At 73.5% G+C, this 16125-nt stretch carries 17 protein-coding genes and 1 pseudogene; 5 read left to right on the forward strand and 13 right to left on the reverse strand.

The window, feature by feature from the left end; translation table 11 throughout:
• A partial coding sequence (locus tag ACWDD7_RS25255; RefSeq protein WP_450459025.1) for an IPT/TIG domain-containing protein occupies nt 1-910 on the forward strand: 910 nt, incomplete at its 5' end.
• A 251-nt stretch (nt 911-1161) separates the two neighbouring features.
• Complete coding sequence (locus tag ACWDD7_RS25260; protein ID WP_450459026.1) at nt 1162-1821, forward strand: chaplin; 660 nt, start codon at nt 1162-1164, stop codon at nt 1819-1821.
• A 79-nt stretch (nt 1822-1900) separates the two neighbouring features.
• Here ACWDD7_RS25260 and ACWDD7_RS25265 read toward each other — a convergent pair whose 3' ends face one another.
• On the reverse strand, nt 1901-2689 hold the full coding sequence (locus ACWDD7_RS25265; RefSeq protein ID WP_351868654.1) for a COG4705 family protein: 789 nt from the start codon (nt 2687-2689) through the stop codon (nt 1901-1903).
• A gap of 160 nt (nt 2690-2849) precedes the next feature.
• Nucleotides 2850-3281: a hypothetical protein gene (locus ACWDD7_RS25270; protein WP_450459027.1), complete on the reverse strand. Its 432-nt coding sequence runs from the start codon at nt 3279-3281 to the stop codon at nt 2850-2852.
• A 183-nt stretch (nt 3282-3464) separates the two neighbouring features.
• On the opposite strand from ACWDD7_RS25270, the gene ACWDD7_RS25275 reads away from it, so the two are divergent.
• A complete protein-coding gene (locus ACWDD7_RS25275) occupies nt 3465-5567 on the forward strand; it encodes a tetratricopeptide repeat protein (protein WP_450459028.1) in 2103 nt (700 codons plus the stop codon).
• On the opposite strand, the gene ACWDD7_RS25280 is transcribed toward ACWDD7_RS25275, so the two are convergent.
• From ACWDD7_RS25280 to ACWDD7_RS25305, 6 genes are all read right to left on the reverse strand, one after another.
• A complete protein-coding gene (locus ACWDD7_RS25280) occupies nt 5525-6121 on the reverse strand; it encodes a hypothetical protein (protein ID WP_450459029.1) in 597 nt (198 codons plus the stop codon). The two genes, ACWDD7_RS25275 and ACWDD7_RS25280, sit on opposite strands and share 43 nt — an antisense overlap.
• The gene (locus tag ACWDD7_RS25285; RefSeq protein ID WP_450459030.1) at nt 6118-7341 is read right to left on the reverse strand and encodes a hypothetical protein; all 1224 of its coding nucleotides are present in this window, start codon (nt 7339-7341) and stop codon (nt 6118-6120) included. The genes ACWDD7_RS25280 and ACWDD7_RS25285 overlap by 4 nt, the downstream gene beginning before the upstream one ends.
• A 167-nt stretch (nt 7342-7508) precedes the next feature.
• Nucleotides 7509-8036, reverse strand: a complete 528-nt coding sequence (locus ACWDD7_RS25290; protein WP_450459087.1) for an NUDIX hydrolase family protein — start codon at nt 8034-8036, stop codon at nt 7509-7511.
• Nucleotides 8037-8052: 16 nt separating this feature from the next.
• A complete protein-coding gene (locus ACWDD7_RS25295) occupies nt 8053-9228 on the reverse strand; it encodes an amidohydrolase family protein (RefSeq protein WP_450459031.1) in 1176 nt (391 codons plus the stop codon).
• 2 nt (nt 9229-9230) lie between these two features.
• Nucleotides 9231-10634, reverse strand: a complete 1404-nt coding sequence (locus ACWDD7_RS25300) for a glutamine synthetase family protein (protein ID WP_351868639.1) — start codon at nt 10632-10634, stop codon at nt 9231-9233.
• A gap of 136 nt (nt 10635-10770) precedes the next feature.
• Nucleotides 10771-11559: an SAM-dependent methyltransferase gene (locus tag ACWDD7_RS25305; protein ID WP_450459032.1), complete on the reverse strand. Its 789-nt coding sequence runs from the start codon at nt 11557-11559 to the stop codon at nt 10771-10773.
• Nucleotides 11560-11739: 180 nt separating this feature from the next.
• Between ACWDD7_RS25305 and ACWDD7_RS25310 the strand changes: the two genes are divergently transcribed.
• Nucleotides 11740-12594, forward strand: coding sequence for a Cof-type HAD-IIB family hydrolase (locus ACWDD7_RS25310; protein ID WP_351868634.1), 855 nt, complete (start codon nt 11740-11742; stop codon nt 12592-12594).
• 57 nt (nt 12595-12651) lie between these two features.
• On the opposite strand, the gene ACWDD7_RS25315 is transcribed toward ACWDD7_RS25310, so the two are convergent.
• A complete protein-coding gene (locus tag ACWDD7_RS25315) occupies nt 12652-13587 on the reverse strand; it encodes a hypothetical protein (protein ID WP_450459033.1) in 936 nt (311 codons plus the stop codon).
• Nucleotides 13584-13940 carry a PadR family transcriptional regulator gene (locus tag ACWDD7_RS25320; RefSeq protein WP_392215733.1) on the reverse strand — a complete coding sequence of 119 codons (357 nt, stop codon included), beginning with the start codon at nt 13938-13940 and terminating at the stop codon, nt 13584-13586. The genes ACWDD7_RS25315 and ACWDD7_RS25320 overlap by 4 nt, the downstream gene beginning before the upstream one ends.
• 264 nt (nt 13941-14204) lie before the next feature.
• Between ACWDD7_RS25320 and ACWDD7_RS25325 the strand changes: the two are divergent.
• A pseudogene (locus ACWDD7_RS25325) lies at nt 14205-14304 on the forward strand.
• Between the two features lie 212 nt (nt 14305-14516).
• Here the strand turns inward: ACWDD7_RS25325 and ACWDD7_RS25330 are convergent.
• The 3 genes from ACWDD7_RS25330 to ACWDD7_RS25340 all read right to left on the reverse strand — a co-directional run bounded on the left by ACWDD7_RS25330 (nt 14517) and on the right by ACWDD7_RS25340 (nt 16083).
• The gene (locus ACWDD7_RS25330; protein ID WP_450459034.1) at nt 14517-15164 is read right to left on the reverse strand and encodes an endonuclease; all 648 of its coding nucleotides are present in this window, start codon (nt 15162-15164) and stop codon (nt 14517-14519) included.
• Nucleotides 15161-15535 (reverse strand): DUF3140 domain-containing protein, encoded by a 375-nt coding sequence (locus tag ACWDD7_RS25335; RefSeq protein WP_450459035.1) that lies wholly within the window; start codon nt 15533-15535, stop codon nt 15161-15163. Before ACWDD7_RS25335 ends, ACWDD7_RS25330 begins: the two co-directional genes overlap by 4 nt.
• Nucleotides 15536-15606: 71 nt before the next feature.
• A complete protein-coding gene (locus ACWDD7_RS25340; protein ID WP_351868619.1) occupies nt 15607-16083 on the reverse strand; it encodes a Dps family protein in 477 nt (158 codons plus the stop codon).
• Nucleotides 16084-16125 lie beyond the last annotated feature (42 nt).

Raw genomic sequence — 16125 nt, forward strand, 5'->3', positions numbered from 1 at the left:
CTCGTTCGGTGGTGTGGCGGCTGTGTTCACGGTGGATGGTGATGGTCAGATCACTGCTGTGGCGCCGCAGCATGCGGCGGGGTTGGTCGATGTCACGGTGACCACTGCGAACGGTGTCAGTAACGCGGTCGGGTATACGTATGTTTCCGTTCCTGCTCCTCACATTACGGGTCTTGTTCCTGTTGAGGGTCCGATTGCGGGTGGGAACGCGGTGGTTGTCTCGGGTTCGGCGTTCAGTGGTGCGACGTTGGTTTCGTTCGGTGGTGTGGCGGCTGTGTTCACGGTGGATGGTGATGGTCAGATCACTGCTGTGGCGCCGCAGCATGCGGCGGGGTTGGTCGATGTCACGGTGACCACCGCGAACGGCGTCAGCAACGCCGTCGGCTACACGTACGTCCCCGCGCCGGTCGTCAACAGCGTCGACCCCGGCCTGGGGCCGGTGGCAGGGGGGAACACCGTCACGATCTACGGCACTGACCTGTCGCTGACCAACTCGGTCACGTTCGGCCCCGGCACCGGCACGAACATCACCGTGACCTCGGACAACGAGATCACGGTCACTGCTCCCCCGGGGACCGGAACGGTCGTCGTCACCGTCACCACACCGGGTGGCAGCAGCCCGTCCGACCAGGGCAACCCCTACTACATCTATGTTCCGGTCCCGCATATCACCAGCATCGCCCCCGACCACGGACCGACCTCCGGGGGAACCGGTGTCCTCATCTCCGGGAGCGGTCTCACCTTCATCGACGACGTCTCCTTCGGGGCCGGCCCGGCGGCCTCCTTCGCCCCGATCTCCGACGACGAGGTCGTCGCCACCTCTCCGGCCGGACCGGCGGGGACCCTCACCGTCACCGTGCACTCACCGGGCGGGACCAGCAACGGCCTCTCCTTCACGTACGAGCCCTGAAGCGCTCCCCCGCGTAACCGGACCGAGCAGGCAGCACCGCCGCCCCGCCCGGCCTCGCCGCGGTGGTGGTCCTCGTACGACAAGACATCAACAGCCGAGCCCGCGGAGGACAGCGTTCGTGGCATATACCGGCCGAAAGATTGACAAGCCATAACTCACGGGTTTTTCCCGCCGTTTACTTCCGTGCGGGCGAGTGCCCGCGATCAAGTCTGGAAGGCAGGGAACCTATGAAACGGGTTACCCGAAACGGTGTGATCGCCCTCGCGGCCGCCTCGGGCGCGATCGCTGTGGCGGGGCCGGTGTACGCCGACTCCACGGCGGACGGCGCCGCGGTCGGCTCACCGGGGCTGATCTCCGGCAACGGGATCCAGCTCCCCGTACACGTCCCGGTGAACGTGTGCGGGGACACCGTGGACGTGGTGGGGTTGCTCAACCCCGCGATGGGCAACAGCTGCGCCAACACGGGCGGCGGCACCACCACCGAGGGCGGCGCCGCGAACGGGGGCGGGGCCACGGCCGCCTCGGCGGAGAAGGGCTCGCCGGGCGCCGTGTCCGGCAACGGCATCCAGCTGCCGGTCGACCTGCCGGTCAACATCAGCGGCGACAGCGTCAACGTGGTGGGCATCCTCAACCCCGTCTTCGGCAACCACTCCGAGAACACGTCGAGTACCCACGCCACGCAGCCCGTGACACCCCCGCGGAGCACCCCGCCGCGCGCCGAGCACCCGGCCCAGCCGCAGGTGCCGCCCGCGCGCTCGGCGCCGGAGCCGTCCGCGGCCGTCCACCAGCCGACGGGCACCCTCGCCCACACCGGCTCCGACGGCACGCTCACGGCCGCCTTCGCCGGCGCGGCCTCGCTGGCCGGCGGCGCGGCTCTGTACCGGCGCTTCCGCGCGGGCGCGACGCGCTGACCGCAGCGGCCGCGACAGCGGGCAGGCCCCGTGGGACACGTCCCACGGGGCCTGCCCCGTCATCGGTCGTGGCGACCCGTCACCTGCTGTCCCGCCGCGACACCGCCAAGAACGCCACGAACGCGACGATCGCCACGGTCCACGACAGGGTGACCGGCCCCAGCCCCCAGCCGAGGCCCCCACGCCCGGTCGGGTCGGCCATCCAGTCCGCGAGCGAGGCGCCGAGCGGGCGCGTGATGACGTACGCCGCCCAGAAGGCGGTCACCGCGCCGAGGAGGCCGCCGCGGTGGGCGAGGGCCGGGACCGCGATGGCGACCGCGAACAGGACGACCGAGCCCAGGTATCCGAGGCCGATGGTCGCGGTGAGGTCGCCCGCCGCGGTGCCCAGGGCGAAGGTGGCGAGCACGGCCGCCCAGTAGAAGGACTCGCGCCGGCGGGTGCGCACGGTGTGGATCGACAGGGTCCGCTCGCTGGCGTACCAGAGGGCGAAGACGGCGGCCAGCGCGACGAGGAAGAGCGGCGTGGACAGGGTGTACGGCACACCGAGGCCCACGTGGAGCACGTCCGCGGCCATCGTGCCGAACACGCTCACCATGACGATGGCCGTCCAGTAGATCCAGGCCACGTACCGGCGGACGGCGAACTGCAGCACGAGGGCGGCGACGAACGCGAGACCGCCGAGGCCGACCGCGGGAATCGGGCCCAGCACCCGCGCCAGCAGGTCCGAGGCGGTCTCGCCCATGCCGGTGGTGAGGACCTTGACGATCCAGAAGTAGACGGTGACCTCCGGCACCTTGCTCGCGCTCTCGCGTACGCGCGCGCGTATGTGCCCGTCGGGCCGGTGGTCGAGGACGTGCTCTGTGCTCATGTCCCGCACCCTCGCACGCGCGACAGACCCGCCCCCAGCCCCCTTTGCCATTGTTTTGTGGCCTCTGGCGCAGCCGTTGGCCGGCTCTTGCCGAATCCGCACGCAACCTGTGACCTACGGCGGAAAGTCCCTGGTCGGTGCGGTGCCCGGCCGGTGGCGATCAGCCGTCGGCCGAGGGCGTCCCGAAGGTGGCCGTGACGTCGCGCCCCTGGATGACCGGCGCCGAGAACGTGCCGCCCGAGATGGAGTTGTGGACGTCCCCGCTCGTGAGGGAGACCCGCCGGGCGGACTCGTCCCACCGCCGCAGCCGTTCCCCGAACTCCGCGTCGGCCGCGGCTCGCAGCGACAGCACGGCGCTCAGCGCCCGCGCGGCCGCCGCGTCGCCCGGGTCCCGGGCCAGCCTGGCCAGTTCCGCCTCTCCGGACCCGTCCGCCTCTCCCGATCCGTCGGGCACGCGCTCCCCGTCCGGCACGGCGGCACGCCGGAACGGACGCCGTACGAGCTCCCCGAGCCCTGTCCACGCCTGTCGGCCCAGCTCCCCGCCGGCCCCTCCCGCCAGAGCCGTCAGCAGCCCCACCGATACCGGATCCATGCGCGACACCCTCCCCCGTCCCGTTCGTCTGGCCCCTCCACTGTGCGGGGTGGACGCGCCGCCTTCAAGAGCACCACGGGATGCCACCCAATGGCCGGATTGTTCCCCATGCCGAATACGGCGTGCCATGTCAGGGCAGAGCTGGGTGACTGGTGAATATGACAACGGGCGGGGGAGAAACGGATGGGAGCGACGGGAGAGGCCGGCCGGGACGGCGGAGTCGGCAACAGCATCTCGAACGGCACCTTCTCGGGTCCGGTGGTCCAGGCCCGTGACGTCCACGTCCACATGCCGGGGAAGGAGTCGTTACCGGTTCCCCGGCAACTCCTCCCAGTACCCCATCATTTCACCGACCGTACGGACGAACTCTCGCAACTCGACGGCCTGCTGACCAGCGGAGGCGACGCGCAGGCCGGGCCCCCGCTGATCGTGGTCAACGGTCCGGCCGGGATCGGCAAGACCGCACTGGTCTCTCGCTGGCTGCACACCCATGAAGCGGCCTTCCCCGACGGCCAGTTGTACGCCGACCTGTACGGCCACGCGGCGGAGGGGCCCGCGGACCCGGGCGAGGTCCTCGGGCAGTTCCTGCGGGCCCTCGGCGTCGCCTCCCCACCCGTCGGACTCGCCGAACAGGCCTCGCTGTGGCGGTCGGTGACGGCCGGGCTGCGTGTCGCCGTCATGCTGGACAGCGCCTTCACCGCGGCACAGATCCGGCCGTTGCTGCCCGGTGGCTCCGGTGCCCTCGTGGTCGTGACCAGCAGACGGCGGCTGACCGGACTGCGCCTGGACGGAGCGGCGTTCTTCCGGCTGGACGCCCTCGGCCCCGCCGCCGGCCTGGAACTGCTCACGCGCGGGGTGGGCGAGGAACGTGTGGCGGGTGAACTCCCCGCGGTGGAACAGGTCGTCGAGCTGTGCGCCGGCGTTCCCCTGGCGGTGTGCCTGGCGGCGGCCCGCCTCGCCGCACGCCCCCGGCAGCCCATCGCCGCCCTGGCGGACTCCCTCGCGCCGGACGCCGACCGGCTGGCCGCACTGGAAGTGGAAGGGGAGATCACGGTGAGCAAGGCCCTGGACGCGTCGTACGCGGTGCTGGACCCGCGGGCCGCCCGTCTCTACCGCACGCTGGGCACGCTCCCCGTGCCCACCTTCGACACCCGCACGGCGGCCGCGGGCTGCGCCGAGAGCGAGCAGTGGGCGGAACGCCGGCTGGACGAACTGATCGAGGCCAACCTGGTCGAGGACATCGGCCCCGACACCTTCCGTTTCCACGATCTCGTCCGGGTCCACGCACGCGCCTGCGCCGAGGCCCACGACGGAGAGGACGACCGGGCCGAGGCACTGCGCCGCGTCGCCGAGTGGTACCTGCGGACGACCACCGCGGCCGAACAACTCATCACCCCGGCCCAGTTGACCCTCCCGAGGACCTACGCCCATCCGTCCTCGCCACCCGCTCCGTTCGCCGCCGAGAAGGGGGCGCTGGACTGGCTCGACGCCCACCGCCACCACCTCATGGCCCTGCTGCGCGCGGCCGCCGGGCGGGGCTGGCATGCCACCGCCTGGCAACTGGTCGACGCCATGTGGCCGTTGTTCCTCCGGCTGCGCTACTACGACCTGTGGGCCGAGGCCCACGCCATCGGTCTGGAGGCCGCACGCGCCGACGGGCACGCCGAGGCCGAACGCCAGATGCTCAACTCCGGAGCCATCGGCCTCTCCGCCGCTGGGCGCACCGAGGAGGCAGCCGCCTGGTACACCCGGTCCCTGGAGGCCGCCCGCGCCGCCGGTGACGTCCGCGACGAGGGGCAGGCCCAACTGGGACTCGGAACCTGCCATATGGCAGGCGGTCGGATGGACGAGGCGGTGCGGCACCTGAACCTCGCCGTGCGGATCTGGGAGGAGTGCGGCTATCGCCGGGGCGTTGCGCTCGCCGGCATCCTGCTCGGCGAGACCGCCCTGCGCCGGGAGGACGCGGTCCGGGCGGTCCCGCTCCTCGAACAGGCCCGGCGGATCCTCATCGAGGTGGCCGACCCGCACGACGCCACCCGGGCCCTGGCCTTCCTCGGCCGGGCCCATGCCCAGGGCGGGGAACACGCCCTGGGCATGGCGGAGTTGACCGAGGCACTGGAGGTGTTCCGCGCCTCGGGGGCCCTGCACTGGCAGGCCCGCACCCTGGAGATGCTGGGGCGGAGCGCACAGGAACAGGGCGACGGCGACGAGGCCCGCGCGTGCCTCGCCGAGGCGCGCTCCCTCTACGAGGTCACCAGCCCCGCCGACGCGCGCCGCCTGGGGTGAGCGCACGCGCCGGCCGCCGTCCGACCGCCCGCGGTGACCTGCCGCAGGGGCCGTACATACGCCAGTTCGGCGAGTGAGCGCCCCCGGACCAGCCACGCGTGCAGACAGGACGCCAGCAGCGGCTGGTCGGGACCGACCGCCCCGGCCACGACCCGCGGCCCGCCGCCGCTCCGTCCGCCACCGGCCGGGCCCGCCAGGGCCAGCCAGCCGCCGCCGGTCACGGGCACCGCGGCGAGCGCGCACGACGGATGGCGGTCCGCCACCCGGGTCAGCCAGTGCACCGCCGCGGCCGGGGGCCGCGGCCGCACCGCGTACAGCACGTCGGCGCAGGCGAGCCGGCGGTTCTCGGGGGCCGCCTCGGCGTTCACCGCGTAGTGTTCGTCGCCCTCCGGCAACGCCCGTGCCCCGGGCCGGACTCGACCGGCCTCGGCGATCACCTCCGCGCCCGACCCCGCCGACCCCATGCGCACCCGCAGCACCGGACCCGCCCACGGAGCGGCACCGAACGCCTCCCCGTCCGCGGGCAGCAGCCGTACCACGACCAGGCCGCTCATGCCGGCACCTCCTGCCCCGCCGTCGGCCAGGCGCTCAACGGCGACGGCGCCGGCAGCGGAGCGGTGACCGGCGCATGGGCGGGCTGCCCGAGCCCGAGGGTCCGGTACAGCAGCCGCCGCATGTTGCGGTGGAACCGCCCCGGTTCGGAGGTGATGCGCGCGCTGATCGCCGCGTACTCCTCGCGCCGATACTCGGCGGCGGCGTAGTGGAGTTGGTCGACCAGCGGGTGCACCGGGGACAGCGCCGGTGCCGTCAGGGCGAGCGCGGCGGCCGGGGAGGCGGGGTTGATGTCCTGCGCCGGTGACGACGCCAGCAGGATCGGCGCCGGGGTGAGCGTGCCGTACAGGGTGACCGACCCGTGGTCGCCGATGATCCAGTCCGCGGCGATCAGCACACTGCGCCACTCCGCCTCCGGCGGCAGCAGGCAGATGCCCAGCCGGGCGCAGCGCGTCAGCCAGGACCTGACCTGCCAGGCACCGTGTCCCGACCACACGTTCGGGTGGGCCAGGACGACGCAGCGGTAGCGCTCGCCGGGCAGTTCGGCGAGCAGCCGGGGCAGCAGCGCCTCGAACCGGCCGAAGGAGGACCGCGCGCCCCAGGTGGACGCGACGACCACCAGCTTCTCCGACTCCCGCAGCCCGAGGGCCGCGCGATAGCGGTCGCGCAGCGGCAGGCTGACGGACATCCGGTCGTACACCGGGTCCCCGACCACATGGGCGAGCGGTACCGCCTCGGGGCAGTGGCGGGCCAGCTCCGCGAGGTCGGCGTGGTGCGGCATGACCACGGCGGCGGGTAACTTCCCGCCGGGCGCGACGTCCTGCCGGCGTAGCCCGGCGACCCCCGGTCCGGTGGCCGAGGGAACGAGTTTGAGGTACGCGGCGCCGTGCGGCAGCGTGATCAGGGGCGCCGAGAGCCGCTCGACGCCCTTCGGGCCCGCCGCCACCGCCACGTCGAAGGGCAGGCGCACGGCCTCCTCCCACGGCAGCACCGCGCAGCCGAGCCGCCGCAGGAACCGCGGTACCTCGTCGCCGAAGACGTGCGGCGGCGCGGTGAACGCCACCTGGACCCGGAAGTCGTCCTCCACCAGCGACAGGATGTCGACCAGTCGTTTCGCGTAGGTGAGCGTGTGCGCGACGGCCAGGACCGTCTTGCGGCCGATCAGTGTCCGCCATTCCCTGCCGGTGGCCGACGGATCCGCCTGTGAACCCAACGCCGACATGCTGTACCCCCGTCTCTCCCGAGTGCCCCCTGCGGGCCGTTGCTCCGGATCTGCCCGGGGCGACCGGACGGAAGCCTTGCCGGTGCCTTGCAGAAACCTTGCGGGGACGGGGAGCCGGGCGCGGTCCGGTTTCGGGGCGGGTCGGCCGCCCCGGCACCGGAACCGGGTCAGTACACCAGGCCCACGTGGGCCAGTGCCTGCTTCAGCAGCGCGCCGTGGCCGCCCGGCATCTCGCTCTGGAGGGTCACCGATGCGGCCTCCTCGGGACTGAACCACACCAGGTCCAGGGCGTCCTGGCGGGGGCGGCAGTCGCCGGTGACCGGGACGACGTAGGCGAGGGACACCGCGTGCTGGCGCGGGTCGTGGTACGGGGTGATGCCCAACGTCGGGAAGTACTCGGCGACCGTGAAGGGCTGGAGCGAGGCGGGGACCCGGGGCAGGGCCACCGGTCCGAGGTCCTTCTCCAGATGGCGCAGCAGCGCGTCGCGGACCCGCTCGTGGTGCAGCACCCGCCCGGAGACCAGGGTCCGGCTGACCGTACCGTCCGGTCCGATGCGCAACAGCAGTCCGATGCTGGTGACTTCGCCGCTGTCGTCGACCCGCACGGGCACGGCCTCGACGTACAGGATCGGCATCCGGGCCCTGGCCATCTCCAGCTCGTCCGTGGTCAGCCAGCCGGGCGTGGTCTCGGTCATGTCAGACATTGCTTGATCATACTTTCCGGGTGGGGCGTCCGCGGGGATCGCGGACCGGTTCGGACAGGGGCGGTCCGTACAGGCGGCGGGCGTTGTCGCGGCCCGTCCAGGACGCGATCCGCAGGGCGTCGGACAGGCTCAACTCATCGGCGTCCACACGGTTTTGCAGCAGCTCGGCGAGGCCCTGCCGGAAGCACAGGGCACCCAGGTGATGGAACTCCGCGACACCATAGGCGTCGGAGCTGTACAGCAGTTTGCGGAACGGGGTGATCTCCAGGGCCTCCGCCAGCACCGCCCGCGCCCGCGCGGGGCCCGTGTAGTGCAGGGCGAGCCCCACGTCCAGGTACACCCGCTCGAACACCGCCGCCAGATAGGCGGCCTGGCGCTGATAGGGCCAGCAGTGCAGCAGCAGGACGGGGATGGTCCCGGCGATCCGGTGCAGCCAGTCGGTGAGCAGCGCGGGGTCCGCCCGGTGCAGCCGTACGTCCGCGTCCCCGAAACCGGTGTGCAGTTGCAGCGGCAGGCCCAGGTCGACGGCGGTCCACAGCAGGTGCCGTACCAGGACCGGATCGGTGAGCCGGCCGCCGTCGGCGAGCCAGCGCTCCGCCGCCCCGGTCACCTCGGCGTCCGACGGCCGTTCCGGGGCCAGGGCGAACCCGGTGCGGTAGGCGGCCACCGACTTCACCGCCACCACCCCCGGCCGCCGTCCCGCCTCCTCGGCCGCCGTGCGGAAGACGGCCGCGTACTCGCCCGCCTCCACACCCCGCGCGGCCACCGCCTCGGCGAGCTGTTCGAGCCGTACGACCTCGCACGCGGCGGCGCCCGCCGCGGCGGCCAGCTCGGCGGGGGAGGTGACCGGATGCGGGGCGTACCCGGTGTCCACGCAGAACGTCCCGACGCCCGCCGCCCTCAGGAACCGCCGGTTCACCTCCCGCCAGCCCAGTTCCGCGCGCCGGGCCACGTACGCGTCCGGCGTCGCGTGACGGGGGAGGTCCAGCAGGGGCGCGCAGTGCCGTCGTACGGCGACGCCCACGGGGCTGTCGAAGGGCGAGACGCCGGGCCAGGTCCCGCCCTCGGTGATCAGCGACTCGAACCGGTCGAAGGCCAGGTCGGCGGTCACCGCGCCATGGCAGTGGTGGTCCACCAACTCCAGTGCGGCCAGCGCCTCGTGGACCGGTCCGGCGGGTGCCATGGTCAGTACGTCCAGCGGTAGGCCGCCGCCACCTGCGCGTCGTCCAGCCCCTCGGCGGCGGCCGCCTCACCGAGCCGTACGGCGCTCACCGCGTCCGCGAGGACCGGGCCGAGCGCGGCCCGCAGCACCTCGTCCGCGCGGAACTCCGCCACCGCCTCGGGCAGGGCGGTCGGCAGCCGTCGTACGCCGAGCGCCGCGGCCTCGTCCGCACCGTAGCGGGCCGGGTCGCCGGTGACCTCCTCGGGCAGCGGGCGTTTCGCCGCGAGCCCGTCGAGTCCCGCGGCGATCAGACAGCCCAGCGTCAGATAGGGGTTGGCGGCCAGGTCGACCGGCTTCACCTCCAGGTTGGCCTCCTGCCGCTGCCGGCCCGCGCTGCCGGTCACCAGCCGGAGCGCCGCCTCGCGGGTCTCGCGGCCCCACGCGGTGAACACGCCCGCCCACTGGGAGGGCCGCAGCCGCAGGTAGCTGGCCGGGCTGGGCGCGGTGACCGCCGTCAGCGCGGGCAGGTGTGCCAGGAGGCCGGCGGCGAAGGACTCCGCCTCGGGCGTCATGCCGTACCGGCGCTCGCCACCCGCGTGCAGGTTGACGCCGTCGCGCCAGCAGGACAGGTGCACATGGCCGCCGTTGCCGACGCTCCCGGCGAGCACCGCGGGGGAGAACGACACCCGCAGCCCGTGCCGCTGCGCGACCGCCCGGACGGTCTGGCGCACCAGCACGCTGCGGTCGGCCGCCGCCACCGGGTCGAGAGCGCCCGCCGACAGTTCGAACTGCCCGGCCGCGTACTCGGGATGGACCTGTTCGACGTCCACGTCCTGGGCGTCGAGGGCGCCCAGCAGATCGGCGAGGTAGTCGCCCAGCTCCACCTGCCGGATCGCGCCGTACGCCGGTCCGGACACCGCTGGCACGTACTCCCCGGCGGGCGCCGAGCCGAGCCCGACCGCCCACTCGACCTCGATCGCCGCCTTGAAGGCGAGCCCGTGCCGCTCGGCCGCCTCGGTGACGGTACGGCGCAGGAAGGTGCGGGCGCAGCCCGGGTGCCGCTCGCCCTCCTGAGTGATCCGGTCCACCGGCGCCCACGCCCAGCCGGGCTGCCCGGCCAGCGCCACCAGGGGGTCGAGGTCCGGGTAGAGCCGCAGATCGCCGTCGGGGGAACCGAGGACGTCGGTGGTGACGATCGAGTCGTCGGCCAGGAAGGTGTCGAACACCGGGGACATCCCGACGCCCCAGGAGACCGCCGCCTCCAGACGGGCCGTCGGAACGGTCTTCACCCGGGTGACGCCCGCCGTGTCCACGTAGGCCAGGACGATGCCGCGCACGCCCTGGGCGGCCAGCATGGCGGTGAGGGCGGCGACCCGGCTCAGGTCGGCGGGGCGGCCGCCGGGCACGGGGTCGGCGAGAGTGGTCATACGTGTCCTCCGCGGGCGGGGCCCGGTGGGGTCGGGGGTACAGGTGGTTCCGGTGGGTGCCGCTGTCCGCGCTCGCGCACGGCTCGCGCGGCATCGGACGAGGGGGCGCGTCCCGCGGGTGCCCGCCGCTGCGGCGTCAGCGCTTCACCGCGAGCGCGCCGAACTGCGGTACCGGAGCGGCGCCCGGCTCGGCGCGCCACTGGGAGCAGGGCACCAGGCCCGGCTCCGCCACGTCGAGGCCGTCGAGGAAGGAGGCGATCTCGGCGCGGCCGCGGGCGGTGATCGGCGGGGTGGCGTGGGCGTTCCAGAACTCCATCGCGGCGACGTTGCCCTCGCCGCCCACCTCGGGGTCGGTGGTGGGGTGGGTGAGCACCAGGTGACTGCCGGAGGGCAGCGCCGCCATCAGCCGCCGCACGATGTCCCGGGCCTCGTCGGTGTCCATGACGAAGTTGACGATGCCCAGCATCATCAGCGCGACCGGCCGGTCCAGGTCGAGGGTGTCGGCGGCGCGCCGCAGGATGGCGTCGGGGTCGTGCACATCGGCGTCGACGTAGTCCGTGACACCCTCGGGGGAGCTGGTGAGCAGCGAGCGGGCGTGGACCAGCACGATCGGGTCGTTGTCGACGTACACGACCCGCGACTCGGGGGCGATGCGCTGCGCGATCTCGTGGGTGTTCTCCACGGTGGGCAGGCCGGTGCCCACGTCCAGGAACTGCCGGAGGCCCTGTTCGGCGGTGAGGTGGCGCACCACCCGCGCGAGGAACCCGCGGTCCGCGCGGGCCACCTCGCGGATCACCGGGAACATCCCGGCGATGTGCTCCCCGACCCGCTGGTCGACCTCGTAGTGGTCGCGGCCGCCGATCCAGTAGTTCCACACCCGGGCGTTGTGCGCCACGGACGTGTCCAGCCGCGCTCCGGTGGTCACAGCGTCACCGTCGGTCACGTCTCTCGCCCCTCTGTCGTGCGGGTGCCCGCCGTCATTGTGCCGCCGCCCGATCGCGCTGTCCCGGGAACCGCGCACGGTCGGCGGTTCGGGGCGGCCCGGGGAGGTTCTCCCCCATGAGGGACACTGGACGGGTACCCTGACCCCGGCCGGAAGCAGGACATGTCCGCCATACCCACGCCCCTCCTCGACGTTCCCGGCCTCCCGGCGGGCCCCGCGGACATCCGGCTCATCGTCACCGACATGGACGGCACGCTGCTGGACGACGACAAGCGGATCCCGGCCGGCCTGTGGCCGATGCTCGCCGAACTGCGGGGGCGCGGCGTGCTGTTCAGCCCCGCCAGCGGCCGCCAGTACGCCACGCTGGCCCGGCAGTTCGCGGACGTCGCCGAGGGCATGGTCTTCATCGCCGAGAACGGCACCTACGTGGTCCGCGACGGCGCCGAACTCAGCTCCGACCCGCTGGACCGCTCGGTCGCGGCCGGGGTGGCGGAGGCGGTACGGGGGCTGAACGCGGCCGGCGGCGACGCGGGCGCCGTCGTCTGCGGCAAACGGGCCGCATACGTGGAGCGGACCGACGAGGCCTTTCTGGCCGAGGTGCGCCGCTACTACGTCGAACACCGCGTCGTCGACGACGTCACCGCGGTGGACGACGACTTCATCAAGGTCGCGGTCTTCGACTTCCGGTCCGCCGAGCGCTCCACCGCGCCCGCGCTCGCCCCCTTCGCGGGCACCCACCAGGTCGTCGTCTCCGGCGAGCACTGGGTCGACGTCATGACCCGCACCGCCGGCAAGGGCACCGCCCTGCGGGCCCTCCAGCGGACCCTGGGCATCACCCCGGCCCAGACCATGGTCTTCGGCGACTACCTGAACGACCTGGAGATGCTGGACGCGGCGGAGTGGTCCTTCGCCATGTCCAACGCCCACCCGGAGGTCGTCCGCCGGGCCCGCCACCTTGCCCCGTCCAACAACGAGAACGGCGTCCTGCGGACGATCTCCCGGGTTCTCGGGCTGTGACCCGGCGGAGGCGCCCGGCTCGGTCCGGGCCGCCGGCCGGGGTCCCGCGAAGTCCCGCTATGCCGCGCTCGGCGGGATCACCTGGGCGCGGCGCCGGCGCGCGCGCACGACGGAGACCGCGCCGCTGAGCAGAATGACGAGCAGGGCGCCCACGCCCGCGGGGGACATCGGGTACAGCAGTGACACGGTCATCTTCAGCGCGCCGGGCAGCAGAGCCACCGCCAGCCCCGCGGCGGTCAACCGGTCACGCCTGCTGAAGAGCAGAGCGGCCGCGAGGACCCCGGCCCAGAGCGCATGGATGAGGGGAGGTCCCCCCACCAGGGGGTGGTAGACGCCGACGAGATCCGCCACCCACAGCACGGCGGTCAGGGCGGTGGTGCCCGCGATCGCGGTGCGCTGCGGCCGGGAGGCGCCGAGCAGGTCCCCGGGCGCGGCGAGGACCATGGCGCCGGTGAGCAGCGGCACGATCAGGTTCAGCGCAGCGCCCGCGTAGGTGTCGTGGAAGGAGTGGGCGAGCAGGAGCAGGGGAAGGTCGGCCAGCCGCAGCACCGTCGCCGGCACGACCAGGGTCCGGGCCACGCTCCAGCGGCCGGTCCAGACAGCCGTCAGCGCGGCCAGCCAGAACAGCGGCACGAGTCCCTGGTCGGCCAGGAGGAGCACACCCGGGAGCGAAGACGCCGAGGGCAGGCCCCGGACGCCGGGGGCGAAGAGCCACAGCAGGCTCGCCACGCTGCCGCCCGCGGCGGCGGCGACGGTCAGCGGTGCCGCGTGCGCGAGGACCTGACCGGCCATCCGGTCGGAGCCCAGACCGGTGCGCCGCCGCAGGCCGTGGCCGGCGACGTCGAGCGCCTCGCGCAGCCGGCCGAGCGGGCCGGCGTCCTGTGTCGCCTCGGTGTAGATCGCGGTCAACTCGGCTTCGTGCTCGGCGCGATAGGCGGCCGGGTGGAGGCGTACCGCCCAGCGAAGGGCGCGCGGCGGGCGCTGCTCCGTCATGCGAGGGCTCCCTTCGGGCCGGTGGCCGTGGCACGGCGGGCGGCCATCCGGCGCTCCGCCTCGGCGACGACGGTGCGCAGGCGCTCGGTCTCGGCGGCCAGCACGGAGCGGCCGGGCTCCGCGAGGGCGTAGACCTTGCGTGCCCGGCCGTCGACGACCTCCTCGCGTTCGACCCGGATCAGGCCCTGTTGGAGCAGCCGGTCCAGGGCGCCGTAGAGGGTGCCGGTGCGCATCCGCACGCGGCCCCGGGAGATCGCGTCGATCTCCTGTATCAGTCCGTAACCGTGCCTGGGCTCGTCGGCCAGGGCGGTGAGGAGGAGCAGCGTCGGCTCCTGAAGCGGTCGGTCACTCATGCCGCCTATATATATCGGCGACCGGCATATGTTGTCGAGTGGCATATCGACTCCGCGGCTCCGAGGGCCGATTCGCCCCCTTGGGGGAGCTGCTGCCCCGCGGGGCCTGTGATCTGGAGGCCGCCGTCTCGAACCGCGGTCGGCGGCAGGCGGTTTCGCCCGGCACGCGGCCGGTACGAGGTCAGCGCCACGTCAGGGTCCGGTCAGCGGTGCCTGGCACGGTTGTTCCTGTGACCGGCACGGGAGACCGGACGTCGGGAACAGGGAGAGGTGCCCGGAGTGGTTGATCGGGGACCAGCGAGCTCGTCTCATGGTCGGGCCCCCTCGGGGGCCCGCGCAGGTTCGAATCCTGCCCTCTCCGCCAGAGCCCGCGTAGACGCCCTGGGACCGCGACCGGCTTTTCGGGAAGCGGCCCGGGCCGAGCCGCGGTCACGGTGGTGAGCAGGCCACGGATCGGGCCGCGGTCACGGTGGTGAGCAGGCCACGGATCGGGCCGCGGTCACGGTGGTGAGCAGGCCACGGATCGGGCCGTGTGGCTTCCGTGTCCCCGTTGTCGCGGACAGTGGTCCGGCATGATCACGCGGCGCGCTGGAGGCAGTCCTCGGCCACGGCCCTGTCGAGCGCCGCCCGCACCAACGCGGCGGCCAGCACGGCCGGTTCGGTGTTCTTCGCCAGCTTCGTCAGCTTCTGGGCGTCCTTCGGCAGCCCGAGCCGCTCGGCGCCGTCGAGGGCCTTGCCGCCCAGATAGGGTCCGACGTCCGGCCATACGCGCTGCGCCTCGCGCAGGAAGATGTCGGCGCCGGTCGGCCCGATCCCCGGCTCCTCCTGGAGCAGCCGCTTCAACTCCCCGGTGTCGCCGCCCGCCTCCTCGTGCAGCCGACGCAGGTCGCCGCCCCAGCGCTCGCTCAACAGCTCGGCGCCGTCGCCGAGTCGGGTCGCGGTCCGCTCGTCGTAGCGCCGGTAGCCACCCCGGCCCAGCGCGTCGACCCGCCGCTGCCGGTCCGCGTCGGCCATCCGGCGCGGACTGTCCAGCCGGTCCTCGTGCAGGGCCCGGGCGGCCGCCACCGCCACGGAGGCCCGGATCCGGGCGCTGAGCAGCAGTGACAGCACCAGCAGCCGGTACAGCGGCTGCGGGGTGTCCGCGAGCCGGATGCCCGCCTCCTCGGCGTACGTCCGCCCGTACGCGGACACCAGCTCCCGTACGACGCGTTCGTCCCGTTTCATGGCTGCCGCTCCCTGCTGCCGCGCCGCTGGGCCTTGAGCGGATCGTGGCCCAGCGTCATCAGCCGGTGCCGTCGCCGGGTGTCCTGCGGCGCCCGTTCCGGCTCCGGCTCGTCCTCCAGGTCCACCAGGTCACCGACGGTGTCGACGACCTCGTACATCACGCGGACGTCGTCGTCGGTGAGGTCGGTGCGGCGCTTCTGGAGGATCGCGAGGACATGCCGCCCGGTCGCGCTGCCCGCCTCGTCGGGCAGCGGCTCCGTGTTCTCCGCGGCGTCGCGGACCCTGAGCCAGGCCGCGAGTTCCGCCGAGGTCATGTTCACCACGCGGTGGAAGTCCTCCCACAGCGCCTCGGTCTCCAGGGCGTCGGCCATGGGACTCCCCTTTCCCTGCGGGTCGTTCCCTACGAGTCGTTCCCTGCGGGTCGTTCCCGACGGGGTCGGTCTCAGTGCGTCCGGTTCTCCGCCGCGAACATCCAGCGCTCCTTCTCCAGGTCCGCGGTGATCGCGATCAGCAGGTCCTGGGTCACCGGATCGGGCTCGTCCGTGGCGGCGATCCGCTCGCGCAGCCGTCCGACGGCCGCCTCCAGGGCCGAGACCATCAGCTCGACCACCTCGGTGTCCCGCAGCCAGCCGTCCTTGGCCCCGGGCAGCGCGAAGGTCGCCGCGATCGTCTCGGGCCGGCCGTCCGGAGGCACGCCCAGCGCGGCGGCACGCTCGGCGACCGTGTCGGAGTGGGCGCGGGCCGTCGCCACCACCTCGTCGAGCTGGAGGTGGATCGAGCGGAACCTGGGACCGACGACGTTCCAGTGCGCCTGCTTCCCGATCAGCGACAGGCCCAGCAGGTCCACCAGGGTGTCCTGGAGCGCGGTCCCGGTGACACCGAGGGCCCTCTCGGGCAGCGTGCTCTTCACCACGGTCATGGTGCGTGCGTCCCCTTTCGTCAGCGTCGTATCCGACGCGGT

The sequence above is a fragment of the Streptomyces sp. NPDC001056 genome (assembly GCF_053598955.1).